The organism is Sphingopyxis sp. NJF-3, assembly GCF_053514865.1.
Genome location: NZ_CM130726.1, coordinates 2989219 through 3015045, shown reverse-complemented (window position 1 = coordinate 3015045; position 25827 = coordinate 2989219). Strand labels below are relative to the sequence as shown.

The following is a 25827-nucleotide window of genomic DNA, read 5'->3' as shown; positions in this document are numbered from 1 at the left end:
GCGCGAGATTGCTGGTCGAGGAGAGGCAGGCGAAATTCGCCTGCCTCTTTCTATTTAGATCACCCGCTTCAGCACCGCCGTCTGCCCGCCGGCACCGGTCAGGATCAGCGTGCCGTCGGACGGGAAGGTCAGGCTGACCGGGCTCGCCATCAGCTTGAAGAAGGCGCCTTCCTGCGCCATTCCCGCGCCCGGGCATGCCATTTCGGTCGCCATCAGCGGCCCCGCGCTCAGCGTCCGGCCGTCGCTGGTATAGGTCCCCGAAAAGCGGTTGCAGCCCGCGCTGCCGCTCATCTTCTTGCCGTCAAAGGCGAGCGAGGTCGGTCGATCCTTTGCGACCGTCGCGCCGCCGATCGACACGAAGATCCAGTTCGTCCCCGCGAGTTCCTCGGGCGCGAGGATGCCGCCGCCGCAGCCCTTCACCCTCTTGCCGTCGGCGGTGACGGTCACCGTGTCGCGATAGCGGCGGTCGCTCATCCCGTCGCTGCATTCGGCGTGGGTGACGTCGACGGCGAGTCGCTTGCCGGCATAGCGCTCGCCGTTGAACGATGGCCGCGCGCCGGGGTTCGGCTCCAATATCTTCGTGTCGCCATAGTCGCCGGTATAGTTGAGCAGGCCCGGCGTGATCTCGAGCGTCCAGCCGGGCTCGGTGCCGATCGCCATATAGGCGGCGGGCTGGGCGCCGGGCGCCTGCGGCGGAATCGCGGTGCACGCCGCGAGGGCGAAGGGCAGGGCGAGCAGGGGCAGGAAGCGGGTCACGGCAGCTATCTCCTTCTTCCGTCATGCTGAAACAGGTTCAGGGTGACGAAACTCTGTGAGCGCGGAGCATAGCTGCGGCTCAGATGTCAGGACGCTGAACCGCGACTATCGGTTCCGCCGCTGGTTCAGCACCTCATAGGCCATCACCGCGCCCGCGACCGCGGCGTTGAGGCTGTCGGCCTTGCCCATCATCGGCATCTTCACGCGCACGTCGGCAGCCGCGGCATAGGCTTCGGGCAGGCCCTGCGATTCATTGCCGATGAGGATGAAGGTCGGCGCGGCGTAGCGCACCGCCTGATAATCCTTCGTATCGCCCCCCAGCCAGGTCGCGACCAGTTCGCCCGGCCCCGCGCGCAGCCAGGCGAGGAAATCGTCCCAGCGTGCCTGCACCAGCCGCTGCGTGAAGATCGCCCCCATGCTCGCGCGCACCGCCTCGACCGCATAGGGATCGGTCGATTCGTCCAGGAGAATCAGCCCGCCCGCGCCGACCGCGTCGCCGGTGCGCAGCATCGTGCCGAGGTTGCCCGGATCGCGCAGCCGCTCGGCGACGAGCCAGATCGGCGCGGCGGCGCGGTCGAGATCGGCGAGGCGCGTCTTCGGCTCGGCGTAGATGCCGACCACCGTTTGCGGATTGTCCTTGCCCGACAATTTGGAGAGGATCGCGGGCGTCGTGTCGACCACCTCACCGCCGCCCGCCAGCGTCGCCTCGACCAGCGCCTTCGTCAGCGGATGCGCGGCGGCGCCTTCGTCGGCGAGGAACAGCCATTGCGGGAGCACCCCCGCCTCGCGCGCCTCGGTCGCGATGCGCAGCCCTTCGGCGAGGAACAGCCCCTCGGCGCGGCGGTGGCGCTTCTCGCGCAGCAGCCGCATCCGCTTGACCAGCGGATTGGAGAGGCTTTCGATTCTCGAGCGGCGACCCGTCATGGGATCAATCCTCGCCGAAGCTGTCCTTGACCAATCCGACGAGCTTGAGCAGCGCGGCGTCGGCGCCGTCGCCCTTCGTGTGGATGGTGATCGAATCGCCCTTCGCGGCGCCCAGCATCATCAGCCCCATGATCGAGGTGCCATTGACGCGGTTGCCGCCCTTTTCGACCTCGACCATCACGCTCTCGGGCAGGCGACTGACGAAAGTGACGAATTTGGCGCTGGCGCGCGCGTGAAGACCGCGCTGGTTGGTGATTTCGACGGTCTCCGACAATTCGCTCAAAGGCCCACTCCCAGCATTTCCGACGCCACCGATATATATTTCTGTCCCGCCTCGCGCGCGGCGATCACCGCCGGGCGTAGCTCCATCGTCTTGCGCGCACTTTCGAGCCGGATCAACATCGGCAGGTTGACGCCCGCGATCACCTCGGTCCGTCCGGCTTCGAGCAGGCTGATCGCGAGGTTGGAGGGGGTGCCGCCGAACAGGTCGGTCAGCATGATGACGCCGCGGCCCTCGTCGACCGCGCGAATCGCCTCGGCGATTTCGCGCCGCCGCATCTCCATATTGTCGTTGGGGCCGATGCACACGGTCGCCACCGCGCGCTGCGGGCCCACGACATGCTCCATCGCGGTGACCATTTCCTCGGCGAGTCGGCCGTGCGTCACGAGAACCATTCCGATGAGCGGCAATGCTTTATCGCTAGGCATGCAGTCGGGGACCCTTATGCTTTGCCGCCGGATGCGGGCGGGGGCTTGCCCTCAAGCCCATCTTGCGGGGCCGAGTCAAGATTGCGATGGATGACGTTGGGGGCGTGGCCGGCGATGCGCAGCGCGCTCGCGACGCGCTCGGCGACGTGCACCGAGCGGTGCCGCCCGCCGGTGCAGCCGAACGCGATGGTGACATAGCTTTTTCCCTCTGCGCGGTAGCGCGGCAGCAGGGTGAGCAGCAGCGCCTCGATCTGCGCCACCGTCATTTCATAGGCGGGGTCGGCCGCGATATAGGCGGAGACGTCGGCATCGAGCCCGGTGCCCGGGCGCAGCTTCGCGTCCCAGTGCGGATTGCGCAGATAGCGCATGTCGAACACCAGGTCGGCGTTGCGCGGCAGCCCGCGCGCGAAGCCGAAGCTCATCACGGTCAGCGACGGCTCGTCGTCGCCGACGTCGGCGAAGCGCTGGCGGATTTCCTGTTGCAGGTCGTTGCTGCTGTAATTGGTCGTGTCGACGACATGCTCGGCCCAGCGGCGGAGCGATTCCATCATCTCGCGCTCGCGGGCGATGCCGTCGGCGGCGGGGCGGTCCTCGGCGAGCGGATGGCGCCGCCGCGTTTCGGAAAAGCGGCGTTCGAGTTCGGCCCCGGCACAGTCGAGGAACAGCGTCTGGATGTCGCGCCCGCCCGCCTCGCGCAGTTCCTTGATCCGCTTGACGAGCCGCGACGGCTTGAAGCCGCGGCTGCGGCTGTCGATGCCGACCGCGATCGGGCGGCTCGCCTCGCTCGGCTTGGCGGGGGCCTCGATCAGCGCTTCGAGCAGCGACAGCGGCAGATTGTCGACGACCTCCCACCCCAGATCCTCGAGCACCCTGAGCACGGTCGACTTGCCCGCGCCCGAGAGGCCGGTGACAAGGAGCAGGCGCGGCTCGGCGGCCGCCGGCATCGAATCGCTCATGCCGCGGCCTCCAGCCGGTCGAGCGCGAGCAATATCTTGACGGGCGCCGAGGCTTCGAACGCCGACAGGGTCACCGCGGGAAGCGTTTGTCCCGCCACCGTCTCGACCTGGTTCGCAGGAGGCATGCGCTCGTAGCGCTCGGCCAGTCGCACCGCGAGAGCGATCGGCACCGGTGCGGTCCATGGCTGTTCGACGATGCCGATGCCGCGCACTTCCATCTTGCCCGCGAGCTCGGCGGGCGGGCGGCACCACAGTCGGCCGCGATCGGACCAGACGTCGCAGCGGTCGTCGGCGACCAGCCGCGCGCCGCGGTCGATCAACCGCAATGCCAGATCGGACTTGCCGCGCCCCGACGGGCCGAGCAGCAAAATCCCCCGGCTGCCGGCAGCGACGCAGCTTGCGTGGATATTGGCAACGGGGCGAGTGGTCCGGCTCGGAAGCATGCGGCGAGGCTTACCGGCGCGCGCGCGGCGCCGCAAGGCGGATGGGCTATGCTGTCCCGCCTTCTTCGGCCGCGGGCAGGGTGATCAGCAGGCTGGCGCCGGGCTTGCCGTCGTCGCGATCGGCGGCGGCGATCGTCCCGCCATGCCCCTCGACGATCGTGCGCGCGATCGCGAGGCCGAGCCCGCTGTGGCGCCCGAAGGCCTCGCCATCGGGGCGCTCGCTGTGAAAGCGGCGGAAAATCGCCTCGCGCTGCGCGGGTTCGATCCCCGGCCCATCGTCGTCGACGCCGATATGCACCTCCTGCCCCAGCCGCGTCGCGCGCACGCAGACGAGACCGGCCTCGGGCGAGAAGCTGATCGCATTGTCGATGATATTGTCGATCGCGCGCTCGAGCCGGTGGCCGTCGCCCATCACCGTCGCGGTGCCCTTGCGCGGGCGCGCGAAGGCGATGCGCGGCTGCGGGCCGCCGCCCTGCTCGGCGCGCGCGGCGCGCGAGGCGAGCATCGATTCGATCATCAGCCCGACGTCAATCGGCTCGAACAGGGTGCGCGACAATTGCGCGTCGATGCGGCTTGCATCGCTGATGTCGCTGACCAGCCGGTCGAGCCGGCGCACATCCTCGTCGGCGATGGCGAGAAGCTGGGCACGCTGTTCGTCGGTCCTGACCCGCCCGAGCCCCTCGATCGCCGAGCGCACCGAGGCGATCGGATTCTTGAGCTCGTGCGTCACGTCGGCGGCGAAATGCTCGCCGGCGTCGATGCGCTCGCGCAGCGCCTGCGTCATGTCGCTGAGCGCGCGGGCGAGGGTGCCGATCTCGTCGCGGCGGCTCGGCAGGCGCGGGACGACCACCTCGCGCGCGCGGCCGAGGCGGACGCGCACCGCGGCGCGCGCGAGGCGGCGCAGCGGGCGGACGATGGTGCGCGCGAGGAAGAGCGAAAGCAGCACCGACGCGATCAGCACCATCGCGAGGACGACCGCGAGGCGGAAGCGTTCGGCGCGCACCGTCCGCGTGATGTCGCGGGCGTTGATCGTCATCAGCATCACTTCGGGGGTTTCGAGGTCGACCACCCGCGTCGCGCTGAGCAGCGGGGTGCGCTCGGGCGCGTAGCGGAAGCGGCTCGTGCCCTCGCCGCTGCGCTGCGTCTCGACGACCTCGGGCCAGGCGCCGCCGCGATCGATCGCGGGCTCCTCGAACTCGGGATAGGCGGGCGCGCCGACGATCCAGTCGATGCCGCGGTCCATCGCGCGCGCCGCGTCGCGCTTCCACGGCTGCAGATCGGGATCGCGCAGCGTGTAGGTCGGCGGGCCGTGCGCGAAGCTGTCGTCGAGCTTGTGCCCGTCCGGGGCATAGAAGCGCAGCCGCGACTCGGTCGCGCGGGCGAATTCGCCGATCAGCCGCTCGCGCTGGTCGGGCCGCGCCGATTCGAGCGCGCTGTCGAGCATCGCGAGCTGGTCCTCCATCACCCCGATCCGCGTGTCGATCAGCCGGGTGCGATAGGTGTCGAGATAGAAGAAGCCGCCCGCGAGCAGCGCGACCGCGAGGATGTTGACCACCAGGATGCGCGTCGTCAGCGACCAGCGCGCCGACCAGACGAGCGGCAGCTCCTCGGCAGCGGCGGCGCGGTTGTCAGCCCTCGTCAGCAAAGCGGTATCCGGCGCCATAGAGGGTCGCGATCGCGTCGAAGTCGGGGTCGACCTCGCGGAACTTGCGGCGCAGGCGCTTGATGTGGCTGTCGATCGTGCGGTCGTCGATATAGACGTCGTCCTGATAGGCCGCATCCATCAGCTGGTTGCGGCTGCGCACGATCCCGGGGCGGCTGGCGAGCGTTTCGAGGATCAGGAATTCGGTCACGGTCAGCGTCACGTCCTGGCCATCCCAGGCGACCTTGTGCCGCGCCGGGTCCATCGTCAGCCGTCCGCGCGTGATCGGTTCGGCGACGGGCTCGTCCTCCTCGCTCGGTGCGCTCCTGTTGAGTTCGACGCGGCGCAGGATCGCGCGGATGCGCGCGATCACCAGCCGCTGCGAGAAAGGCTTGGCGATATAGTCGTCGGCGCCCATCGCGAGCCCCAGCGCCTCGTCGATCTCGTCGTCCTTGCTGGTCAGGAAGATGACGGGGAGCTGGCTTTTCTCGCGCAGCCGGCGGAGCAGTTCGAGCCCGTCCATCCGCGGCATCTTGATGTCGAAGACCGCGAGGTCGGGCGGATTGTCGATCAGCGGCTTCAGCGCCGCCTCGCCGTCCGAATAGACGCGCGTGACGAAGCCTTCGGCCTGTAGCGCGATCGACAGGGATTGCAGGATGTTGCGGTCGTCGTCGACCAGCGCGATGGTTGCCGTCATGCTCTTTCCGTAGGGGCGGGACCCGGTGCCGGATTAACCGATACCGCACCCACCGACAACCGCGGTGGCATGTCACCGGTTCCCCTACGGCGCACTCGTCGCGCGCCCGGCACGGGTCCCGCTTTAATCTTTGACCTCATCGGCCATCGCCGCTAACGCGACCGGGAATTTTCGGAATCGGCGTCATCGTCGGCACCCATTCACGATGCGGGCCTGCCCTTTTGCTCGGCGGGCGTTGCATAGGTATGCAAGGGTCCGGCGGCAAAGGGAAAGGCCAGGGCAATGACCAAGGTGGTGATCGGTAGCGAGACCGTGGAAACGCGGGCGGACGTGGCCGAAAACTGGGGCACGGCGCAGCTCGTCGAGGAAGCGGCGCGCCACGGCGAAGGCCTGCTCGCCAAGGACGGCCCGCTTGTCGTCGCGACCGGCCAGCACACCGGGCGCAGCGCGAAGGACAAGTTCATCGTCCAGGACGGCGAGACTGTCGACACCATCTGGTGGGGCAAGACCAATGTGCCGATGACGCCCGCGCACTTCGCCGCGCTGAAGGCCGATTTCTTCGCGCATCTCGCCTCGCGCGACCGCCTCTATCGCCAGCAGCTCTTCGGCGGCTCGCAGGCGGAGCATCGCGTCGGCGTCCAGGTCGTCACCGAACTCGCGTGGCACAGCCAGTTCATCCGCACCCTGCTCTGCCGCCCGACCGCGGCCGAGCTCGCGGCGTTCGAGGATGAATATACGATCGTCGACCTGCCGAGCTTCCGCGCCGACCCCGCGAAGCACGGCACGCGCAGCGAGACGGTGGTCGCGGTCAACTTCGCCGAGAAGCTCGTGCTGATCGGCGGCACCGCCTATGCGGGCGAGATGAAGAAGTCGGTGTTCGGTATCCTCAACTATCTGCTCCCGGTGAAGGGCGTGATGCCGATGCACTGTTCGGCGAACATCGGTCCCGATGGCGATACCGCGGTCTTCTTCGGGCTTTCGGGCACCGGCAAGACGACGCTGTCGGCCGACGCCTCGCGCACGCTGATCGGCGACGACGAGCATGGCTGGTCGGACACCGCGGTCTTCAACTTCGAGGGCGGTTGCTACGCCAAGATGATCCGCCTGTCCGAAGAGGCCGAGCCCGAAATCTATGCGACCACCCGCCGCTTCGGCACGGTGCTCGAAAATGTCGTGATCGACCCCGCGACGCGCACGCTGGATCTCGACGATAACAGCCTCGCCGAGAACACCCGCGGCGCCTATCCGATCGACTTCATCCCGAACGCGTCGGAGGCGAACATGGGGCCGGTGCCGCGCACCGTGATCATGCTCACCGCCGATGCCTTTGGCGTGCTGCCCCCGATCGCCAAGCTGACCCCCGACCAGGCGATGTATCATTTCCTGTCGGGCTATACCGCGAAGGTCGCGGGGACCGAGATCGGCGTGACCGAGCCCGAGGCGACCTTCTCGACCTGCTTCGGCGCCCCCTTCATGCCGCGCCACCCGTCGGTCTATGGCAATCTTTTGAAGGACCGCATCGCCAAGGGCGGGGTCCAGTGCTGGCTCGTCAACACCGGCTGGACCGGCGGCATGGCGACGATGGACGGCATCAAGCGCATGCCGATCAAGGCGACCCGCGCGCTGCTCAACGCCGCGCTCGACGGTAGCCTGAACGATGCCGAGTTCCGCAAGGACCCGAACTTCGGCTTCCTCGTCCCGGTCGCGGTTCCGGGGGTCGACGCCGCACTGCTCGACCCGCGCGAGGCGTGGGCCGACAAGGCGGCCTATGACCGCACGGCCGAGGCGCTGGTGCAGCAATTCATCGACAATTTCGCGCAATTCGCGGACCATGTCGACGAAGGCGTTCGCCAGGCCGCTCCGCAGGCGGCCGTCGCAGCCTGATTCCGCCCGGTTCCTCCGGGTGGCCCATCACCCGGAAGGAACCGGACGATGACCATCGATTATTCGCCGCGCCTGTTCGAGCGCGACCATGACATTCGCGCGCTCGGCGAGGGGCTGCTCGCCTGCGCCTTGCCGCGCGAGGCGTGGACGCACGAGGCGCATCTCGCCGCCTGCCTGTGGCTGCTGACCGAGCGGCCCGACATCGACGTCGATGCCGAGATCGCGGGGCTGATCCGCCGTTTCAACGAAAGCGTCGGCGGCGTGAACGACGACAGCCAGGGCTATCACGACAGCATCACCCGCGCCTATGTCGCGGGGGTGCGGCTGTTCCTCTCGGAAACGGCCGAGACAGGGCTGGCGGCGCGCGTCAACGCGCTGCTGCTGTCGCCGATGGGCGGGCGCGATTGGCCGCTGCGCTTCTACAGCCGCGAGCTGCTGTTCTCGGTCGCGGCGCGGCGGGGGTATGTCGAACCCGACCAAGCGCCTTTGCCGGGAGGGTAAGGCGACCCCCCGGGTCGAGACCGGGGTGACGTCGGTTCAGACCTTCGCCCCCGCGATATATTCGTCGACATTCTTCGCGAGCACGTCGAGCGGGACGTTGCCACCTTCGACCACGACATTATCGAAATCGCGCAGGTCGTATTTCGCCCCCAGTGCCGCCTGAGCGCGGCCGCGCTGGCGGACGATCTCGCTGTGGCCGACCTTGTAGCCGCACGCCTGGCCCGCCCAGCTGCAATAGCGGTCGACCTCGCTCGACACTTCGAGCGGGTTCGATCCGTTGCGCTCGACGAAGAAGCGGACGCCCTCCTCGCGCGTCCAGCGTTTCGCATGGAGCCCGGTGTCGACGACGAGGCGGCAGGCGCGGAAGGCCAGCGACTGGAGATAGCCGAGCCGCCCGACCTCGAAATCGTCGTAGAGGCCGAGCTCGTCGGCGAGCTGCTCGGCATAGAGCGCCCACCCTTCCGAATAGGCGTTGAAGGCCAGCATCGAGCGGATCAGCGGCATCTTGTTGGCATATTCGCCCTGCCAGACATGCCCCGGGATCGCCTCGTGCATCGCAAGGTCGGGGAGCGAATATTTGCTGTGCAGGTCGGTGGTGCGCAGGTTGATCCAGAATTTTCCCGGAATGCTGCCGTCGATCGACCCCGCGCCGCCATAGGCCGCTGGCGCGCCGGGTTCCTCGGCCAGAGGGAGCCGCTTGACCTCGACATTGCCCTTCACCAGCGTGCGGAAGGCGCGCGGCAGCTCGGCGCGAATCTTGCCGAGCCAGGTCTGGATATAGGCCTTGATCTCCTCGCGTCCCTTGTCGCCTTCGGGGAATTTGTAGCGCGGGTCCCGCGCGAGCGCGTTCATCCGCGCGCCGACCGGGCCCTCGCTGTAACCGAGTTTCTTGAGGATCGGGTCCATCCGCCCGTGAAGCTCGGCGAGTTGGTCGAGCCCCATCTGGTGGACCTCGTCGGGGGTCATGCGGGTGGTGGTCGAGGCGCGCAGCCCCCAAGCATACCATTCGTCGCCGCCCGGCCGCGCCCATAGTCCTGCGTCCATCGTCGCCTTGGGCCGCTGCGCGCGCATCTCGGCGATCTGGCGTTCGAGCGCGGGAACGACCGCGCCCTTGACGATCCGTTCGGCGCGGGCACCCCAGTCGCCGGAGATCTTCTGTTCCCCGGTCCGTTGGACGAGGCTGGCGACCAGCCCGCCTCCCGCGTGCGCGTCGGCAAGGCTCGCGTCCATCTGCTTCAGCGCGGCGTCGATCAGGAAGGCGGGGGCGATCACTCCTTGCGCGCGCGCCGCCTTCAGCCGCTCGGTCTCGCCGTCGAGTGCGGCGGGATAGGCGTTGAGGCGCGCGAGATACGCCTCGGCATCGGCGGCACTCCGCACCGGATGATCGCTGTCGAGAAAGCGCGGCACGTCGAGATAGGCGCCGACATTCTGGATCACGACATAGGGCGTGTTGCGCCAGCCGCCGACCGCGACGTCGCCATAGGGGAGAGCGAAGCCCTCGAGCGCGACGCTGTAGGCGCTGTCGACGACCGCGAGGCTGGTGCGCGTGGCATGGTCGAGCCCACTCGAGTCGACGGCGCGCACGCGCGCGAGGTCGGCCTTCAGCGTCGCGGCGAGAGCGGCGACCCCGGCGGGCGAGCGGTCGGACAATTGTCCGCGCATCCGGGCGCGATCGCCGGTGTCGATGCCGAGCGCGGTCGCGCCCTCGGGGCCGTGGGTGAGGAGATTGTCGGCGACCGAGTCGAGCAGCGCCGATGCTGGGGGTGTGGCGGGCGCGGTTTCCGCCGCGGCAGCGGGGACGCGCGCGGCGATGGCGAGGCCCGCAGTGCCGGCGCCGAGTGCAGCGAGCGTCTGGCGGCGGCTGACGGGGGTGGAAAATCTGTCTGACATGCGGCGGCTCCCTCGCGACCTTGTTTCTTGTGAAACCTTCCTAGGGGGCAGGACGCGTCGGTCAATGGCGCCGCACTTAAAAGCCCCTCCTCTTTAGAGGAGGGGTTGGGGTGGTGGCGCGCGACAGCGCGCACGGAGCCATGCACCACCCCGCTGCGACTAACGAGCAAGCTCGTAAGTCTCGCTGCCCCTCCTCTGAAGAGGAGGGGCGACATTCACGCTCAGTCCGTCAGGTCGGCCGGCACCTTGCCGCCGTTGGCCGCGAGTTCGCGCATCACCGCCTTGTGCAGCCAGATGTTCATCTCGGCGCTGCCGTTGAGTTCGCCGGTATAGCCGAGCTCCTGCGCCAGTTCCTTGCGGTTCTGGAGGCTGGGGTCGATTTCGAGCAGCTTCATCAGGTCGACGATCGACGTGCGCCAGTTGAGCGGTTGGGTCGCATAGGCGTTCTGCGCGGTCAGGATGGCCTCGACATCGACCTCGCTGATCGCGGCCGGCGCGGCGGGGACGGGCTGCGGCGCAGCCGGAGCGGCGGTCGTCGCGGGGGCGGCGGCGGGCTCGGCGGCCGCAGCCTTCTTGCCGAAAATCGCATCCTTGATCTTGCCGAAAATGCTCATGATTGGGACTCCCACTTTCTTGGTGCGGCTGATCCGAAGATAGACGGCCGCAGACTGCATAGTGACGCAGCGGGATGACAGGAGAATGAACGGACTCGTCCTCCCCCCGCGCGCTGCTATAACAACCCGCATCGGCGCATTTCGATCCGCGCCATCAGACGGAGGCATCCATGAATCTGACCGACATTCTCCAGCAGGCCGGCGGCATCGAATCGATGGCGAAGGAATTGGGCGTTTCGCCCGGCGTCGCGCAGCAAGGCGCCGACGCGCTGCTCCCCGCGATCCTCGGCGGATTCAAGAAGCAAGCGCAGGGCGGGGGGCTCGAAGGGCTCGGCGGCCTGATCGGCCAGCTCGGCGGTGGCGGATTGCTCGACTCGGTGCTCGGATCGCAGCCGACCCCGGTCGGGCAGGGTAACGAGGTGCTCGGCCAGATCTTCGGCTCGAAGGACGTCAGCCGCACCGTCGCGGGCGACGCGGCGGCGAAGACCGGCCTCGACGCCGGGCTGCTCAAGCAGATGCTGCCGATGCTCGCGATGATGGTCGCGGGCTATATGGCGAAGCAGGGCGGCGAGGGCGGCGAGGGCAGCGGTGGCGGGCTGGGCGGGCTCGGTGGCATCCTCGGCAATGTGCTCGGCGGCGCGGTCGGCGGCGGTGCCGCGCCGTCGGCGGGCGGGCTCGCGGGCAGTCTCGGCGGTCTCGGTAAGCTCATCGACATGGACGGCGACGGCAACCCGCTCGACGATATCCTCGGCATGGCGGGCAAGCTGCGGGGGTGACCCCTGTTAGGCCCTCCCCTTCAGGGGAGGGCAGCGAAACTTGGCGGCTTGCCGCCTAGTTGCAGCGGGTGGGGGTAGCGGCCTTGCGCAAGGCCGATGCCCCCCACCCCAACCCAGTGTCAGGTAAACCGTCCCCCGGACGGTTTAGGTCATGCCGGGGGCATGACCGGCCTGACACTCCTGAAGGAGAGGGGCTTATCGATCGATCACGCGGCCTGCAGCCGCCATTCGTCGCGAAGGGTGTCGGGCCATCGCGCGGCGCCGAGCATGGCGACGGGCCCTTCGTCGCCGTCGCCATCATTGCCCGGCGCCGCGATGTCGCGGGCATATTCGACCGTCGGCGCGGCCCGGCCGCGGCCGAGGCTGCCGCGCAGCGGACGCCGCCCGGTGGGCCGGAAGCCGAGCTTGCGCAGCACCGCGCCCGAGGCCGGATTGTCGGCGAAATGCGAGGCGACCAGCCGGCCGATGCCGAGCGTGCGGGCAAGGTCGATCATGTGCCGCCCCGCCTCGGTCGCATAGCCGAGACCCCAGAAGGGCCGCGCGACCCAATAGCCGAGCTCGACCTCGCCGCTCTCCATCCGGTCCATCCCGACGCCGCCGATCAGGCGCGGTGCGCTCGCGGTGCGCTGGATCATCAGGAAGCGGCTCGGGTGGCCCTCGGTCCAGGTCGACAGAAAGGCGCGGGCGTCGTCCTCGCGATAGGGCCAGGGCGCGCGCGACAGGTTGCGCACGATCGCCTCGTCGCCGATCGCGCGCGCAAGTGCGGGAGCATCTTCGTGCCAGCCGGGCCGCAGCAAGAGTCTTTCGGTGCGTGCAAACATTTTCGTCACTCCCATTTGCCGGTCGCCGTGGCGCCAGATGGTGACGCTTTGACGACAGTTGATATGCGAGGGAGATGATCGGCCCCATTTTCGCGCCCGGCGCCGAAGCGGCGGATTTCGGGCAAGAAAAAAGGGAGACCGGGGGCGACCCGTCTCCCTCTTTTCGAACCTGGTTTCCGCGTTGGGCGGAAAGGGCGGCTCCGGGTCGTCCCTGGTGGACGACCTCGGTGAAGTCGTCCCTTATTCGGCGGCGTCTGCCATACAGTCGACCGACACATATTTGCGGCCAAGCTTGCCGTCGTGGAATCGGACGCGGCCGTCGGCGGTCGCGAACAGCGTGTGGTCCTTGCCCATCCCGACGTTGACGCCCGGATAGACCTTGGTGCCGCGCTGACGCACGATAATGTTGCCGCCGATCACGTCCTGACCGCCGAACTTCTTCACGCCAAGGCGGCGGCCGGCTGAGTCGCGACCGTTGCGCGAAGAACCGCCTGCTTTCTTATGTGCCATGACTGATGCTCCTTAATCTCTTGGGCCGAGCCGCGGGGTCGCGCTCAGGCGTCCTTCTTGGGGGCCGCCTTCTTGGCGGCGGGCTTCTTGGCGGGCGCGGCCTTCTCGGCGGCGGCTTCCTTCTTGGGGGCAGCGGCCTTCTTAGGCGCGGCTTCCTTGGCCGGGGCGGCGTCGTCCGCCTTCGGAGCGGCTTCCTTCTTCGGCGCGGCCTTCTTGGCATCGCCGACGGCGAGGATGCGCAGCAGCGTCAGCGACTGACGGTGACCGTTGCGGCGGCGGTAGTTGTGCCGGCGGCGCTTCTTGAAGACGATGACCTTTTCGCCGCGCGTCTGGGCGATGATCTCGGCCGAGACGGCCAGACCCTTGGCGTCCTTCATCTCGCCGCCGTCGCCGGCCAGCAGGACGTCGCCCAGCGACACGGTGTCGCCCGCTTCACCTTCGATTTTCTCGACGGCGATCTTGTCTCCAGCGGCGACGCGATACTGCTTGCCGCCCGTGCGCACGATTGCGAACATGGTCTTCCATCCAATCAGAAACTAAAACACCCGCGCTGCCGGTCACCCGCCGAGGCAGATGATTTTTCCGGCATGCGGGAAAGTCAGCGCCACTAGCGAGCCGGGGCGGTGCTGTCAACCGCATATTTCCGCGTTTTTCGGGGTTTCGGCCGCGCCCCGCGAGCCGGTGCGCGTCCGGGCCCCGATTCGGCTTGCCGCCCGGCGCCGCGGCCCATATCAGGAGCGGCGATGACGCGCATCCCCCATCTTCTCCCCGCGGCGATCGCGGCCTCCCTGTCGCTGTCGGCGTGCGCCGCGGCGCAGGAAAGCCATGCCCCGTCGCTCGCCAAGCGCCCGGTCGAGGGGCGATTCGACGTCGCGCCGCCCGCGGTGGTCGTCGCGCCGCCGGGGCCGCTGCCGACCGATCTCGCGGGGCGGCTCGCGCGCTGGGAATCGGACGCGGTCCAGGCGCAGCAAGCGTTCGCCGCAGAGCGCAACATCACCGCGCCGCTCGTGGCATCGGCCGCGGGCTCTGCGATGTCGAGCGAGCGGTGGGTGGTCGCGCAGCAGGCGATTTCGCGGCTGATCGCGACGCGCGCGCCGCTGACCGGCGCGCTCGCCGACATCGACCGCCTCTATGTCGACCGCAGCGTCGAGGAGGCGATCGACGGCTTGCCCGACATCTATGCGCTGCGCGACCGGCTCACCGAAATGGTGTCGGCGCAGGACGCGGTGATCGGCGCGCTCGAGGCGCAGCTGCCGGGGCGGTAGGGGCATTTGATATAGAGGGCGTCGCCTCCGCGAAGGCGGGGGCCGCTGGCGACCTTCTCCTGCGATGCTGTGCAAAACGACGACGGCCCCCGCCTTCGCGGGGGCGACGTTGTCAAATCACTGATTCAATCCGTGCTTCTTCAGCGCGTGGCGGATCTGGTCGTAGCTGAGCCCGAGCACTTCGGCCGCGACCTTCTGGTTGTAGCGGCAGCGCGCCATCGTGTCGGCCAGTATCTGCCGCTCATAGCCGTCGACCGCGGCGCGCAGGTCGCTGACCGGGCCGGCGGGCGGCGCGGCGGCGGCGGGGTGCGAGGGAGCGGGCGCCGCCGCGGGCGCTGCGCCGTCTTTCACCTTGGGCCGGTGAACCGGCTGCCACGGGCTCGCGAAGGGGTCGAAGCTCAGCGCGTCGACCGGCTTTTCGGGGTCGGGCCAGCGATAGATGGCGCGCTCGATGACGTTTCGCAGTTCGCGGACATTGCCCGGCCAGTCGTGGCCCTCCATCTGCGCGAGAGCGCGCGGGCCGAAGCCGGGCCATTCCTCCCAGCCGAGCACTGCCGCCATGCGCTGCCCGAAATAGGTGGCGAGCACCTCGATGTCGCCTTCGCGAGCGCGCAGCGGGGGAAGGGTGATGACCTCGAACGACAGCCGGTCGAGCAAGTCGGCGCGAAAGCGGTTCTCCTCGACCAGCGCGGGCAGATGCTCGTTGGTCGCCGCGACGATGCGCACGTCGACGCGGATCGGGCGCGACGAACCGACGCGCGTCACCTCGCCATATTCGACCGCGCGCAAGAGGCGCTCCTGCGCACCCATCGACATGGTCGCGAGCTCGTCGAGGAACAGGGTGCCGCCGTCGGCCTCCTCGAAGCGTCCGGCGCGGCTGCGCGTCGCGCCGGTGAAGGCGCCCGCCTCGTGCCCGAACAGCTCCGATTCGATCAGCGTCTCGGGCATCGCGGCGCAGTTCATGATCAGATAGGGCTTGTCCCAGCGCGCCGACAGGCGGTGGAGGCGCTCGGCGATCAGTTCCTTGCCTGTGCCGCGCTCGCCGATCACCAGCACCGGGCGGTCGAGCGTCGCCGCCTGGCTCGCGCGTTCGACCGCGTCCTGGAAGGTCGCGGACTGGCCGATGAACTGCGTTTCGCGCTCCATTCCCAATCATTGGCAATATTTCCCGCTGATTGGCAAGCCAAATCGGCTTTAAACCCAAATCCGATGCGAGTCCGCGCGTTTTTCTGCCGTTCGGGCCAATTGGCACACCCCCTGCATAGGTTCGAGGGAACCGGCACGACTTTGCGCCGGAGCAGCGAGAACAGGGAAGGTTGATCCATGAAAACGACGTTTGCCCAGGCCGCCACTTTCGCGCTCAGCGCGGCGGGAGCGCTGGCCATCCTCGTTGGCGTGATCGACCAGCCCCAGGTCGCCGTCAGCGCCACCGGACACCCCGTCGGCGCGCTGGCGGTGACCGCTGCGATAGCCCCGGCGGTCAGTCCCTTGGCCTGACCGGCTCTGGTGCCGGGGCACTCTCCCCCCTTGCCCCGCCCCGGCACCAGCATTCATTCAAGGTCTCAAGAGTTTCGACAGGAGTTAGTAACATGGGTATTTTTTCACGGACCCGCGACATCATCGCCGCCAACGTCACCGATCTGCTCGACCGCGCGGAGGATCCCGAAAAGATGATCCGCCAGATCATCTTCGAGATGAACGAGACGCTGGTCGAGGTCCGCGCGTCGGCCGCCCGCACCATCGCGGACCAGAAGGAAATGCGCCGCCACATCGCCAAGCTCGAAGGGCTGCAGGACAGCTGGAAGGAAAAGGCCGAGCTCGCGCTGTCGAAGGACCGCGAAGACCTCGCCACCGCGGCGCTGGTCGAAAAGCAGAAGGCCGGCGACATGGCCGAGCGGCTGAAGAGCGAGATTGCGGTTCTCGACGATGCGCTCAAGGGCTATGAAGCCGATATCGCCAAGCTGCAGAAGAAGCTCAGCGAAGCGCGCGCGCGCCAGTCGAGCGTCGTCAACCGCCTCGAAAGCGCCGAGAATCGCTACAAGCTGCGCGAAATGACCAACGGCGACCGCGTCGAGGATGCCTTCTCGCGTTTCGAAATCCTCGAACGCCGCGTCGACGAAGCCGAAGGTCGCGCCGAAGCGCTGGGCCTCGGCTACAAGAAGTCGCTCGACGAGGAGATTGCCGAGCTGCAGGCCGCCGACAAGGTCGCCGACGAGCTCGCCGCGCTGAAGGCCGCGCAGGGCAAGAAATAAGGAGCCGGAGCGATGGACGAGATCATCATCGTACCCGTCGTCATCGGCACCCTCTTCCTCGGCCTGCCGTGGCTGATCCTCCACTATATCACCAAGTGGAAGCAGGCGAAGACGCTGACCGGCGAGGACGAGCAACTGCTCGACGAACTTTACGATACGGCTCGAAGGCTCGAGAATCGTCTTCATACCGTGGAACGCATCATCAGCGCCGACCATCCCGACTTCCGCCCCGCGGTACGCAGCGACGAGGATCTGGCGCAGCTCGAAAATACAAGCAGGAGGAACTGAGATGTCTGCCAGCCGCACGAAATTCTATCTCGACAAGCAGAACGCCAAATGGAGCGGCGTGTGCGCGGGGATCGCGGACTATAGCGGCGTCGATGTCCTCTGGGTGCGCGTCGGCGCGGTGCTGCTGACCTTGATGGGCGGCTTCCCCTGGACGCTGATCGCCTATTGGATGGTCGCCTGGATGGGAACGCCCAAGCCCTTCGCGCTCTACGGCTCGAACGAGGAGGCGCGGTTCTGGCAGGGCGTGCGCTCGAACCCCAGCGCTTCGGCGCGCGACATCCGTTCGCGCTTCCGCGACATCGACCGCCGGATCGCCGACATCGAGCAATATTACACCAGCCACAACCGCCGCCTCGCCGACGAAATCGACGCGCTGCGCTGAGCGAAGGCCGGGCAACAGGGAGAAGAGCTATGAGTTTCGGTGGCCCCGCCTTCGTCCTCGCCATCATCGCCATGTCGATGATCGGATGGATGGCGACGACATGGATGCGCGCCAAGCACGGCTATCCGGTCGAGAATGAATGGGGCGGCACGGTTCATCGAACCGCCCCCGACGCTGATCGAAAAATCGCGCTGCTCGAAGGCGACAATGCCAAGCTGGCCGACAAGATCACGCGGCTCGAAGACCGGATTTCGGTGCTCGAGCGGATCGCGACCGACGCGAACGGTGGGGCGGCTCAGCTCGCCGACCAGATCGACCGGCTGCGCTGAGAGGAAAGAGAAGATCATGAATCTCGATATTTTATATGCCCTGGCCCCCGTCGCCGCGATCATCGGCGTCAGCGCGGTCGGCGGCTGGGTGCTGACGACCTGGATGCGGATCAAGAACGGCTACCCGCTCGACGGCGCCTGGGGCCAGGCGATCTATCCCAAGACCAGCGACGAGACGATCGAACGCGTCAAGCTGATCAGCCAGGAAAACGCCCAGCTTCGCGCCGAGCTCGGTTCGGTCAAGGATCGCCTCGCGGTGATCGAGCGCATCGTCACCGACGAGAGCCACCGGGTGGCGAGCGAGATCGAGGCGCTGCGGCGCCCGGCGAACTGAACGAAAGGAGCGCGCCCGTGGACAGCTGGGTTCAATTCTTCCTCATCGTCGTCGGTCTGCCCGTCGTGCTCGGCATCGGCAGCGACATGTTCCGCCGCCATCTGAAATTCAAGGAACGGCAACTGACCGCGATATCGCACGAAACGGCGGAAAAGGCCGCGCAATATGCGGCGCAGACCGAACGGCTGGAGGAACGCGTCCGCGTCCTCGAACGCATCGTCACCGACAAGGGCGTCGATGTCGCCGACGAAATCGAAAAGCTGCGCGACGCGCCGCTCAACTGAACAACGACAAGAATCAGGCGAAAGGATCCTTCCCATGAACCCCTTTGAAATGGTCATCGGCATCGTCCTCATCGTGACGATCGGGAGCATCATCCGCGCGAAATACGGCGTGCGGCGCGACCATCGCGGCGGCGAATATTTCGTGGCCCAGGACAATGCCGAGACCAAGGCGCTGCAGGCCGAGATTCGCGCGCTCAAGGAGCGCATCCAGGTTCTCGAACGCATCGCCACCGACCACAACCGCGCCGCCAGCCTCGACGAAGAGATCGAGAAGCTGCGCGACCGGTCCCTCCCGTAACGCGACGAAGAAGGAGCCGACCCATGGCCGCCATAACGTCCGAGATTAGCACCCATCTGATCACCGCCGCGATCGCGCTCAGCGCCCTGACCATCATCAGCCTGGTCGCGCTGCGCGGCTGGCGCGACTGGATCCAGCTCAAGCGCGAGGAACTCGCGGCGGGCCATACCCCGGCGCAGGATGCGACCGTGCCGCACGCCGGATCGCGGATCGAAATCGCCGATCTGAAGGAACGGCTGCGCAAATTGGAAGCGATTGCCGCGGGGGTGGATCTGTAACCCTCCAACCATAAATCCGCGTCATTGCGAGCGAAGCGAAGCAATCCATGGCGGTTTACGCACACTCTGGATTGCTTCGCTCCGCTCGCAATGACGCTATTGGGATGGCGAACCAGTCGCCCTCTTTCCCTCCGGGGTAGTTTCTGCCACTGCCGCGCCCATGCGCAGCCTCTCCGACATCTTCGACGAATATGATTTCCTCGACGGCGACGATCGCTATCGCCTGCTGATCGAGCTCGGGCGCGAGCTTGAGCCTATGCCCGAGGCGCTCAAGACCGACGCGACGCTCGTGCGCGGCTGCTCGGCGAGCGTCTGGGTCTATCCGGTGCCGCAGGATGATGGCCGGCTCCATTTCCTCGCCGACAGCAATGCCGCGATCACGAAGGGTATCGTCGCGCTCGTCCTCGCCGCGGTGCAGGACAAGCCCGCGGCCGAGGTGGCGGGCATGGACATCGCCGCCGCGCTTGCTCCCTTCGACCTGACGCGCCAGCTCTCGTCGAACCGCACCCAGGGCGTCCCCAACATGATCGCGCTGGTCCAGGACACGGCGCGCAGGATCGCCGCGGGCTGAGCACGGCTCCGCGATGGGAGCATCGCTGGTGACGGCTTTCCGGTTTTTATCGGCACTCTGTGATCCCGGCGAAAGCCGGGGTTCAGAGCGCGACCGCGCAGCGCCAGCGCTATAACGCCCTGGACCCCGGCTTTCGCCGGGGATCACGTCGGATAGGATTGCAATCGGTCGAACACTGCCAACAGAAAAGGGCGCGGGAGTTGCCTCCCGCGCCCTGATCTTTTCCGGCGATGCCGCGGCTTAGAAGCCGACGATGATCGAACCGATGAAGGTGCGCGGCGCGCCGATCTGGACGAACGGGGCCGAATTGTCGACCAGCTGACCGTCGAAACCGCCGACATAGAGCTTGTCGAACAGGTTGGTGACGTTGAACTGGAAGTAGGTCTTGTCGCCAAGGCCCGCCCATTCGAGACCGACGCGCGCGTCGAGGTCGACGATCGTGTAGGCCGGGGTCTTCGCCTCGTACACCTTGTTTCCACCGATGACCAACGGCAGGTTCTGGTCGTTCACGTAGCGCGGGCCGGTCCGCTTGACCTGCGCGCCGAGCTGGATCGGACCAAGTTCGCCCTGCACACGGCCGCCGAAGGTGTAGACGGGCGAGCCCGATTCACGCTTGCCCTTGGTCAGCGCATAGGCCGGGTCGCCGACGGTCTCGCACAGCGCCTGATTGTTATCGACCTGGCTCTGGCTGCAGATGCCGTTCTGGACATTGTCCTTGATCTTCGACTTCAGGTACGAACCGAAGGCGTAGATCGTGAACTCGGGGATCGGACGGTAGGAGACGCTGCCGTCGATGCCATATTTGTCGACACGGCCGAGGTTCCGATAGACGTTGCGCTCGGTCTCGGGGTCGAACGACGAGGCGAGACGATCGTTGAAGATCGTGTACCACAGCCCGACCTGCGCCTGCACCTGGCTGCTGCTGTAGCGCACGCCCGCGTCGAAATTGTCGGTCGTTTCCGGGATCGGGTTGGCCGACGGGGTGTTCGCGGGGAAGAAGAAAGCGTTGTAGAGGTTGTCCGTGCCCGGAACCTGCACGCCCTTCGAATAGTTGGCGAAGACGCTGAGGTCTTCGGTCACGTCATAGGTCAGGCCGACGTTCGGCGTGAACTTGTTATACTTGCGAACGCGGCGCTGCGGGCCCTGCACCGGCGAGGTGACGCCGGGGCCGGTCGAAACGGTCGGATTGTGCTCCAGCCATTCCGCCAAGGCTTCGTCGTTGGTGCTGAAGCACTGGACCGAACCCGACACGCTCGAGGCGACGCAATTGTTGGTCAGGTCGCGCTTGAACATCTTGTACGAACCGCCGATCTGGATCGTCAGCGCGCCGAATTCGCCGCGATACTCGCCGCCGAACATGTTCAGCATGGCGATCGACTTGCGGTCGCGCTTCTGCAGGACGTTGCCATCGGCATCGGTCAGCGGATCGTTGACCGGGAAGACGTCGATCGGCGAACCGTCGAGCTTCAGGAAGCCCGTCTGGCCGGTCTGACGATGGCTGGCGCGATCGAAGCTGTAGAAGACGCGGAAGGTGTTGCTGTCGTCGAGGTCGTAGCGCAGACCCGCGATGACGCCGACGCGGTCGGTCTGCGTCTGGCTGGGCGCCAACACACGGACGGTGTCGAGCAGGTCGCCGTCGCCGTTGAGGTCGCGGCCGTAATAGGGGCTGTTGTTGATGTAGCCGGTCTGCAGCGAGACGCCCGCGGTCGGATCGACGTCGGCGAAGCCTTCGTTACCGGTCGCCGTGCCGCCGCCGTTGGCCTTCACATATTGATAGCTCGGATCGATCGTCAGGACGAGGCCGTCCGACAGGGTGAAGCGCGAGTTGACGCGGATGTTGCCGGTGTTCGACGGGTTGAAGCGTTCGTCGAAGGTCGAGCCGCAGCTGTTGGCCGTGTCGCGGACGCCGGGGGTCGCCACCGTGTTGATCTGGCAGCGCGCGATCCCATAATCGCGTTCGTCCTTGGTCTGGGGGAAGCCGCCCGTAACGTCGCGGTCGGTGCGCAGGCCGACCGAGCCGAAGAAATTGTTGCGGTTCTCGTTATAGTGGCCCGAGATCGCGACGAAGTCGCCATTGTCGCCGATCGGCTGATAGATTTTGGCGTTGTACTGCTGCTTGTCGATCTTGCCCTTGTGCGACGGGACGCCGGGCATGTCGACATTGCCGAACACCGTGTCGTTGGTCGCGGTGCTGGCCGAGAAGAAGGCGCGCGTGCCCCACGGGGTGAAGACGCCCGTGTCGACCATGCCGAAGATGCGGAAGAAGTTGAAGTCGCCGGCCGAGCCGACGAGCTTGACGCCGAATTCCTCGCCCGGGTTGCGGGTGCGGTAGTTGACGGTCGAGCCCGAGGCCGCGGCGGTCGGGCTGTCGACGTCGGTCGAGCCGAGGTTGACGTTGACCTGCTCGATCAGTTCGGGGTCGAGCTGCTGGTTCGAATAGAGCGCATAGTTGCCCGAGTCGTTGAGCGGGATGCCGTCGAAGGTCTGGTTGATGCGGGTGTTGTCGAAACCGCGGATCGACATCTTGCCGCCGGCCGAGCCGAAGGGGTCGTTGTTCTGGAAGCTGACGCCGGGAAGCTGGTTGATGATGTCGTTGACGGTCTGGCCCGGCGCCTGGTGCGCGATGAATTCCTGGGTCAGGACGGCCTTCGCCTTGGTCGTGTCGGGCGCGACGACGCCGCCGACGCCCTGGTTCGCACGCGAACCGGTAACGACGATCTCGTTTTCGAAGTCCTGCGAACCCGTCGACTGGGCAAAGGCAGGCGTGGAAATCAGCGCGACCGGAATCAGCGCGACGCTGGCGGCAAGCGTGTGACGAAATTTCATGACAGGATGTCCCCTTGGTGGTTGGCTGTCGGCCGTAGCGTGCGACAGGCACGCGATAACCTGGCCGGGCCCCTGACGCCCCTCTATGGCATGATTGTGACAGTGCAACCCCGCAGCTGACGTCGCGCGAAGAGGATGCAGCGGAAAAGCGCGGTTTTTCTGTTACAATGAACAGGGATCCGCCAAGGCGGGCAGATATTTTTTCGGCAACTGTTGCTGCAATGCAACATCGGGCCGGGGCCGACTCGGTCCGCCACGCCCGTCGTCCGTTTCGGCGTCGGCGCGGCGGACGGAGATGCGGCGCGGAGGGGGACGGCCGGTGGCGGCCTGGAAGCGGTGCGCGCGCCGCGACTCAGGCGGCGTCGCCCGCTTCCTTTGCCTTGTCGGCATAGACGCGCACCGGCTGCTTGCGGCCCTCGACGACATCCTTGTCGACGACGATCTCGACCACGTCGGTCAGGTCGGGCAGGTCGAACATCGTATCGAGCAGGATCGCCTCGACGATCGAGCGCAACCCGCGCGCGCCGGTCTTGCGTTCGATCGCCTTCCTGGCGACCGCGACCAGCGCATCGTCGGTGAAGGTCAGCGCGACCTCCTCCAGATCGAACAGCTTCCTGTACTGCTTGACCAGCGCATTCTTGGGCTCGCCCAAAATCTTGACCAGCGCATCGACGTCGAGGTCCTCGAGCGTCGCGATGACGGGGAGGCGGCCGACGAATTCGGGGATCAGGCCGAACTTGAGGAGATCCTCGGGCTCGATCTGCTTCAGCACCTCGCCCGCGCGACGCTCGTCGGGGCCGGCAACATGCGCGCCGAAGCCGATCGACTTGCCCTGCAGGCGGTCGCCGATGATCTTTTCGAGGCCGGCGAAGGCGCCGCCCGCGATGAAGAGGATGTTGGTCGTGTCGACCTGCAGGAATTCCTGCTGCGGATGCTTGCGCCCGCCCTGCGGCGGAACGCTCGCGGTCGTGCCTTCCATCAGCTTCAGCAGCGCCTGCTGCACGCCTTCGCCCGACACGTCGCGGGTGATCGAGGGATTTTCGGCTTTGCGGCTGATCTTGTCGATCTCGTCGATATAGACGATGCCGCGCTGCGCCTTTTCGACATTGTAGTCGGAGGATTGCAGCAGCTTGAGGATGATATTCTCGACATCCTCGCCGACATAGCCCGCCTCGGTCAGCGTCGTCGCGTCGGCCATGGTGAAGGGCACGTCGAGGAAGCGCGCGAGCGTCTGCGCCAGCAGCGTCTTGCCGCTGCCGGTCGGGCCGACGAGCAGGATGTTCGACTTCGCCAGTTCGACATCGTCGCCGCGGCCGCTGTTCGCGAGGCGCTTGTAATGGTTGTGCACCGCGACAGACAGCACGCGCTTCGCGGTGTTCTGGCCGATCACATAGGCGTCGAGATGCTGGCAGATCTCCAGCGGCGTCGGCACCGCGCCGTCCTTGCGCGCGGCGACCCCGCCCTTGATCTCTTCGCGGATGATGTCGTTGCAGAGCTCGACGCATTCGTCGCAGATGAACACGGTCGGTCCGGCAATCAGCTTGCGGACTTCGTGCTGCGACTTGCCGCAGAAGGAGCAGTAGAGAGTGCTCTTGCTGTCCGAGCCGCTCAATTTGGTCATAAAACTTCCTTTGGCCGGCACCAGAAAGGGCGCCGCCGCCTATATCCTAGCCCCCGTCCACCCAATTACAATATGGCAATTGGGTGACACGGAGACAATGTTTCGCCCCGGTTCTGCCTAGCGACGGGCGGCGAAGGACGCGTCAAGAAACGCGGTTACCGCGATCTTGCCGCGCCTGGCGCTCAGGGTGTCGGGCCTTCGCTCGGCTCGCTCGGCGCGTCTGTATCGGGCATGCCCGGGCGGCGGTCGAACACCTGGTCGACGATGCCGAATTCCTTGGCTTCGTCGGCCTCGAGGAAGGTGTCGCGATCCATCGCCTTCTCGATCTCTTTCAGCGACTTGCCGGTATATTTGACGTAGAGGTCGTTCATCCGCTTGCGGATGCGGAGGATTTCCTTGGCCTGGATCTCGATGTCCGACGCCATGCCGCGCGCGCCGCCCGACGGCTGGTGCACCATCACGCGCGCGTTCGACAGCGCGACGCGCATGCCGGGCTCGCCCGCGGCGAGGAGGAAGCTGCCCATCGACGCCGCCTGGCCGATGCACACCGTGCCGACGCGCGGGCGGATATATTGCATCGTGTCGTGGATCGCCATGCCCGCCGTGACGACCCCGCCCGGCGAGTTGATGTACATATAGATGTCCTTCTTCGGGTTTTCCGATTCGAGGAACAGCAGCTGGGCGACGATCAGCGAGGCCATCTGGTCCTCGACCTCGCCGGTGACGAAGACGATCCGTTCGCGCAGCAGGCGGGAGAAGATGTCGAAGCTGCGTTCGCCGCGGCTCGTCTGTTCGACGACGACGGGAACAAGGGCGGCGAGCGGGTCGATCATGCGAATTTCGTCCTTATTTATCCGGGTTGCCGCGCCGAGGACCGGCCGACTGCCCCACCGCGTTCTACATCGGCGGCAAGGCGACGGGTTTCAAGGGGGCAAATCGGGCCGAATGGTTCAAGAGGCGGATCGTTGACCTTCGCTTCCGGGCAGGAGGCGATGAAGGGGATGACCCGCGACATTTTTTTCAAAGGTCACGAAGTTCACGGCGCGTCTTATCGCGGCCTAGGTCCGGGATCCGTCGGCCAACGGCGGCGCGGCAATTCCAAAGTTCAGGAAAGTTCAGCCTATTGCATTCCCCCGATGTCGGCCTCGCGGTGCGCTGAATGCTCCGGGTACGCCTCGCCATGGCCGCCCCGGTAAGCTGGGCCGCTCCACCGACTGAAAGCTGGCACAGCCGGATAATGTAGGAAAGACCTATTTGAGGGCGATGTCTGCTTTGGGGTGGGGAGCGGACGTTGCGTCCCGATAAGCCTCTCCCCTTCAGGGGAGGGGCAACGCAGACTTGGCAGCTTGCTGCCTAGTCGGAGTGGGGTGGGGTCTATCGGCCTTGCGCAAGGCCGATAGACCCCACCCCAACCCCTCCCCTGAAGGGGAGGGGCTTTCTCTCTGCCTATGGCTGCAACCGACCGTTAGCGGCCCTTGCGAACCATCGCCCCGGCCAAAAGGAAAAGGGGCGGGAGTGACCCCGCCCCGATCGCCCGTCGCCGGTTCCGCGAATCAATCGCCCTCGCCGGGTTCGGCCGAGAAGAATTTCTCATATTTCCCTTCGACGCCCTTATATTCGTCGGCGTCGGCGGGGCTGTCCTTCTTGGTCGTGATGTTCGGCCATTCGGCGCTGAACTTCGAATTGACCTCGAGCCATTTCTCGAGGCCGCTTTCGGTGTCGGGCAGGATCGCCTCGGCCGGGCATTCGGGTTCGCAGACGCCGCAGTCGATGCACTCGTTCGGGTTGATGACGAGCATATTCTCGCCCTCATAGAAACAGTCGACCGGACAGACCTCGACGCAGTCCATATATTTGCAGCGGATGCAGGCGTCGGTGACGACATAGGTCATGGGTAACGGCTCCCTTATCGCGGCGCATCGGCGCCGTTCGACTGTACTGATTCCCCGCCTCTATGCCGCGTGGCGGCGGCGCGTC

32 protein-coding genes are annotated in these 25827 nt (G+C 66.7%); 14 read left to right on the top strand and 18 right to left on the bottom strand.

Annotation, left to right across the window (positions count from 1 at the left end; all coding sequences use genetic code 11):
- Positions 1-54 precede the first annotated feature (54 nt).
- The 8 genes from ACOTSS_RS14705 to ACOTSS_RS14670 form a co-directional block, all read right to left on the bottom strand.
- Positions 55-756, bottom strand: a complete 702-nt coding sequence (locus ACOTSS_RS14705) for an META domain-containing protein (RefSeq protein ID WP_448688855.1) — start codon at positions 754-756, stop codon at positions 55-57.
- Positions 757-861: 105 nt separating this feature from the next.
- Positions 862-1680, bottom strand: a complete 819-nt coding sequence (locus ACOTSS_RS14700; protein ID WP_448688854.1) for a TrmH family RNA methyltransferase — start codon at positions 1678-1680, stop codon at positions 862-864.
- Between the two features lie 4 nt (positions 1681-1684).
- Positions 1685-1963 (bottom strand): HPr family phosphocarrier protein, encoded by a 279-nt coding sequence (locus tag ACOTSS_RS14695; protein ID WP_095388412.1) that lies wholly within the window; start codon positions 1961-1963, stop codon positions 1685-1687.
- Positions 1960-2355, bottom strand: coding sequence for a PTS sugar transporter subunit IIA (locus ACOTSS_RS14690; protein ID WP_448688853.1), 396 nt, complete (start codon positions 2353-2355; stop codon positions 1960-1962). The genes ACOTSS_RS14695 and ACOTSS_RS14690 overlap by 4 nt, the downstream gene beginning before the upstream one ends.
- Before the next feature lie 47 nt (positions 2356-2402).
- Positions 2403-3344, bottom strand: a complete 942-nt coding sequence (gene rapZ / locus ACOTSS_RS14685) for an RNase adapter RapZ (protein ID WP_448688852.1) — start codon at positions 3342-3344, stop codon at positions 2403-2405.
- Positions 3341-3787 (bottom strand): HPr kinase/phosphorylase, encoded by a 447-nt coding sequence (locus ACOTSS_RS14680; RefSeq protein ID WP_448688851.1) that lies wholly within the window; start codon positions 3785-3787, stop codon positions 3341-3343. The genes rapZ and ACOTSS_RS14680 overlap by 4 nt, the downstream gene beginning before the upstream one ends.
- A 46-nt stretch (positions 3788-3833) precedes the next feature.
- Complete coding sequence (locus ACOTSS_RS14675; RefSeq protein WP_448688850.1) at positions 3834-5450, bottom strand: ATP-binding protein; 1617 nt, start codon at positions 5448-5450, stop codon at positions 3834-3836.
- Entirely contained in the window at positions 5416-6126 is a 711-nt protein-coding gene (locus ACOTSS_RS14670) for a response regulator (RefSeq protein ID WP_448688849.1), read from the bottom strand. Before ACOTSS_RS14670 ends, ACOTSS_RS14675 begins: the two co-directional genes overlap by 35 nt.
- A gap of 282 nt (positions 6127-6408) precedes the next feature.
- On the opposite strand from ACOTSS_RS14670, the gene ACOTSS_RS14665 reads away from it, so the two are divergent.
- Both ACOTSS_RS14665 and ACOTSS_RS14660 read left to right on the top strand, forming a co-directional pair.
- Entirely contained in the window at positions 6409-8010 is a 1602-nt protein-coding gene (locus ACOTSS_RS14665; RefSeq protein ID WP_448688848.1) for a phosphoenolpyruvate carboxykinase, read from the top strand.
- A gap of 48 nt (positions 8011-8058) precedes the next feature.
- On the top strand, positions 8059-8511 hold the full coding sequence (locus tag ACOTSS_RS14660; protein WP_448688847.1) for a hypothetical protein: 453 nt from the start codon (positions 8059-8061) through the stop codon (positions 8509-8511).
- Between the two features lie 36 nt (positions 8512-8547).
- On the opposite strand, the gene ACOTSS_RS14655 is transcribed toward ACOTSS_RS14660, so the two are convergent.
- Entirely contained in the window at positions 8548-10401 is a 1854-nt protein-coding gene (locus ACOTSS_RS14655; protein ID WP_448688846.1) for a DUF885 domain-containing protein, read from the bottom strand.
- Positions 10402-10622: 221 nt separating this feature from the next.
- Complete coding sequence (locus tag ACOTSS_RS14650; protein WP_095388422.1) at positions 10623-11015, bottom strand: DUF3597 domain-containing protein; 393 nt, start codon at positions 11013-11015, stop codon at positions 10623-10625.
- A 170-nt stretch (positions 11016-11185) separates the two neighbouring features.
- On the opposite strand from ACOTSS_RS14650, the gene ACOTSS_RS14645 reads away from it, so the two are divergent.
- On the top strand, positions 11186-11791 hold the full coding sequence (locus ACOTSS_RS14645; protein ID WP_448688845.1) for a DUF937 domain-containing protein: 606 nt from the start codon (positions 11186-11188) through the stop codon (positions 11789-11791).
- A 206-nt stretch (positions 11792-11997) separates the two neighbouring features.
- Here ACOTSS_RS14645 and ACOTSS_RS14640 read toward each other — a convergent pair whose 3' ends face one another.
- The 3 genes from ACOTSS_RS14640 to rplU all read right to left on the bottom strand — a co-directional run bounded on the left by ACOTSS_RS14640 (position 11998) and on the right by rplU (position 13637).
- Positions 11998-12612, bottom strand: coding sequence for a GNAT family N-acetyltransferase (locus ACOTSS_RS14640; RefSeq protein ID WP_448688844.1), 615 nt, complete (start codon positions 12610-12612; stop codon positions 11998-12000).
- A 240-nt stretch (positions 12613-12852) separates the two neighbouring features.
- A complete protein-coding gene (gene rpmA, locus ACOTSS_RS14635) occupies positions 12853-13122 on the bottom strand; it encodes a 50S ribosomal protein L27 (protein WP_184096126.1) in 270 nt (89 codons plus the stop codon).
- 44 nt (positions 13123-13166) lie between these two features.
- Positions 13167-13637, bottom strand: a complete 471-nt coding sequence (gene rplU / locus ACOTSS_RS14630) for a 50S ribosomal protein L21 (protein WP_448688843.1) — start codon at positions 13635-13637, stop codon at positions 13167-13169.
- Positions 13638-13865: 228 nt separating this feature from the next.
- Here rplU and ACOTSS_RS14625 point away from each other — a divergent pair, with 228 nt between their 5' ends.
- Entirely contained in the window at positions 13866-14387 is a 522-nt protein-coding gene (locus tag ACOTSS_RS14625; protein WP_448688842.1) for a hypothetical protein, read from the top strand.
- A 117-nt stretch (positions 14388-14504) separates the two neighbouring features.
- Here the strand turns inward: ACOTSS_RS14625 and pspF are convergent, their stop codons facing one another.
- The gene (pspF, locus tag ACOTSS_RS14620) at positions 14505-15533 is read right to left on the bottom strand and encodes a phage shock protein operon transcriptional activator (protein WP_448688841.1); all 1029 of its coding nucleotides are present in this window, start codon (positions 15531-15533) and stop codon (positions 14505-14507) included.
- 177 nt (positions 15534-15710) lie between these two features.
- Here pspF and ACOTSS_RS14615 point away from each other — a divergent pair, with 177 nt between their 5' ends.
- The 10 genes from ACOTSS_RS14615 to ACOTSS_RS14570 all read left to right on the top strand — a co-directional run bounded on the left by ACOTSS_RS14615 (position 15711) and on the right by ACOTSS_RS14570 (position 19403).
- Entirely contained in the window at positions 15711-15884 is a 174-nt protein-coding gene (locus ACOTSS_RS14615) for a hypothetical protein (protein WP_448688840.1), read from the top strand.
- 92 nt (positions 15885-15976) lie between these two features.
- Entirely contained in the window at positions 15977-16639 is a 663-nt protein-coding gene (gene pspA / locus ACOTSS_RS14610) for a phage shock protein PspA (RefSeq protein ID WP_448688839.1), read from the top strand.
- A gap of 12 nt (positions 16640-16651) precedes the next feature.
- Positions 16652-16927 (top strand): envelope stress response membrane protein PspB, encoded by a 276-nt coding sequence (gene pspB, locus ACOTSS_RS14605; protein ID WP_448688838.1) that lies wholly within the window; start codon positions 16652-16654, stop codon positions 16925-16927.
- A gap of 1 nt (position 16928) precedes the next feature.
- On the top strand, positions 16929-17309 hold the full coding sequence (pspC, locus tag ACOTSS_RS14600) for an envelope stress response membrane protein PspC (protein WP_448688837.1): 381 nt from the start codon (positions 16929-16931) through the stop codon (positions 17307-17309).
- A 29-nt stretch (positions 17310-17338) separates the two neighbouring features.
- On the top strand, positions 17339-17638 hold the full coding sequence (locus ACOTSS_RS14595; RefSeq protein ID WP_448688836.1) for a hypothetical protein: 300 nt from the start codon (positions 17339-17341) through the stop codon (positions 17636-17638).
- 16 nt (positions 17639-17654) lie between these two features.
- Complete coding sequence (locus tag ACOTSS_RS14590; protein ID WP_095388433.1) at positions 17655-17972, top strand: hypothetical protein; 318 nt, start codon at positions 17655-17657, stop codon at positions 17970-17972.
- Between the two features lie 86 nt (positions 17973-18058).
- Positions 18059-18256, top strand: a complete 198-nt coding sequence (locus ACOTSS_RS14585; protein ID WP_448691360.1) for a hypothetical protein — start codon at positions 18059-18061, stop codon at positions 18254-18256.
- Positions 18257-18290: 34 nt separating this feature from the next.
- Complete coding sequence (locus tag ACOTSS_RS14580) at positions 18291-18554, top strand: hypothetical protein (protein WP_095388435.1); 264 nt, start codon at positions 18291-18293, stop codon at positions 18552-18554.
- 23 nt (positions 18555-18577) lie between these two features.
- On the top strand, positions 18578-18832 hold the full coding sequence (locus ACOTSS_RS14575) for a hypothetical protein (RefSeq protein WP_095388436.1): 255 nt from the start codon (positions 18578-18580) through the stop codon (positions 18830-18832).
- 160 nt (positions 18833-18992) lie between these two features.
- A complete protein-coding gene (locus tag ACOTSS_RS14570; RefSeq protein WP_448688835.1) occupies positions 18993-19403 on the top strand; it encodes a SufE family protein in 411 nt (136 codons plus the stop codon).
- Between the two features lie 240 nt (positions 19404-19643).
- Here the strand turns inward: ACOTSS_RS14570 and ACOTSS_RS14565 are convergent, their stop codons facing one another.
- The 4 genes from ACOTSS_RS14565 to fdxA all read right to left on the bottom strand — a co-directional run bounded on the left by ACOTSS_RS14565 (position 19644) and on the right by fdxA (position 25742).
- On the bottom strand, positions 19644-22229 hold the full coding sequence (locus ACOTSS_RS14565; protein ID WP_448688834.1) for a TonB-dependent receptor: 2586 nt from the start codon (positions 22227-22229) through the stop codon (positions 19644-19646).
- A 352-nt stretch (positions 22230-22581) separates the two neighbouring features.
- The gene (clpX, locus tag ACOTSS_RS14560; RefSeq protein ID WP_448688833.1) at positions 22582-23850 is read right to left on the bottom strand and encodes an ATP-dependent Clp protease ATP-binding subunit ClpX; all 1269 of its coding nucleotides are present in this window, start codon (positions 23848-23850) and stop codon (positions 22582-22584) included.
- A 182-nt stretch (positions 23851-24032) separates the two neighbouring features.
- Positions 24033-24683: an ATP-dependent Clp endopeptidase proteolytic subunit ClpP gene (gene clpP / locus ACOTSS_RS14555; RefSeq protein WP_448688832.1), complete on the bottom strand. Its 651-nt coding sequence runs from the start codon at positions 24681-24683 to the stop codon at positions 24033-24035.
- Positions 24684-25403: 720 nt separating this feature from the next.
- Positions 25404-25742 (bottom strand): ferredoxin FdxA, encoded by a 339-nt coding sequence (fdxA, locus tag ACOTSS_RS14550; protein WP_448688831.1) that lies wholly within the window; start codon positions 25740-25742, stop codon positions 25404-25406.
- Positions 25743-25827: the final 85 nt, after the last annotated feature.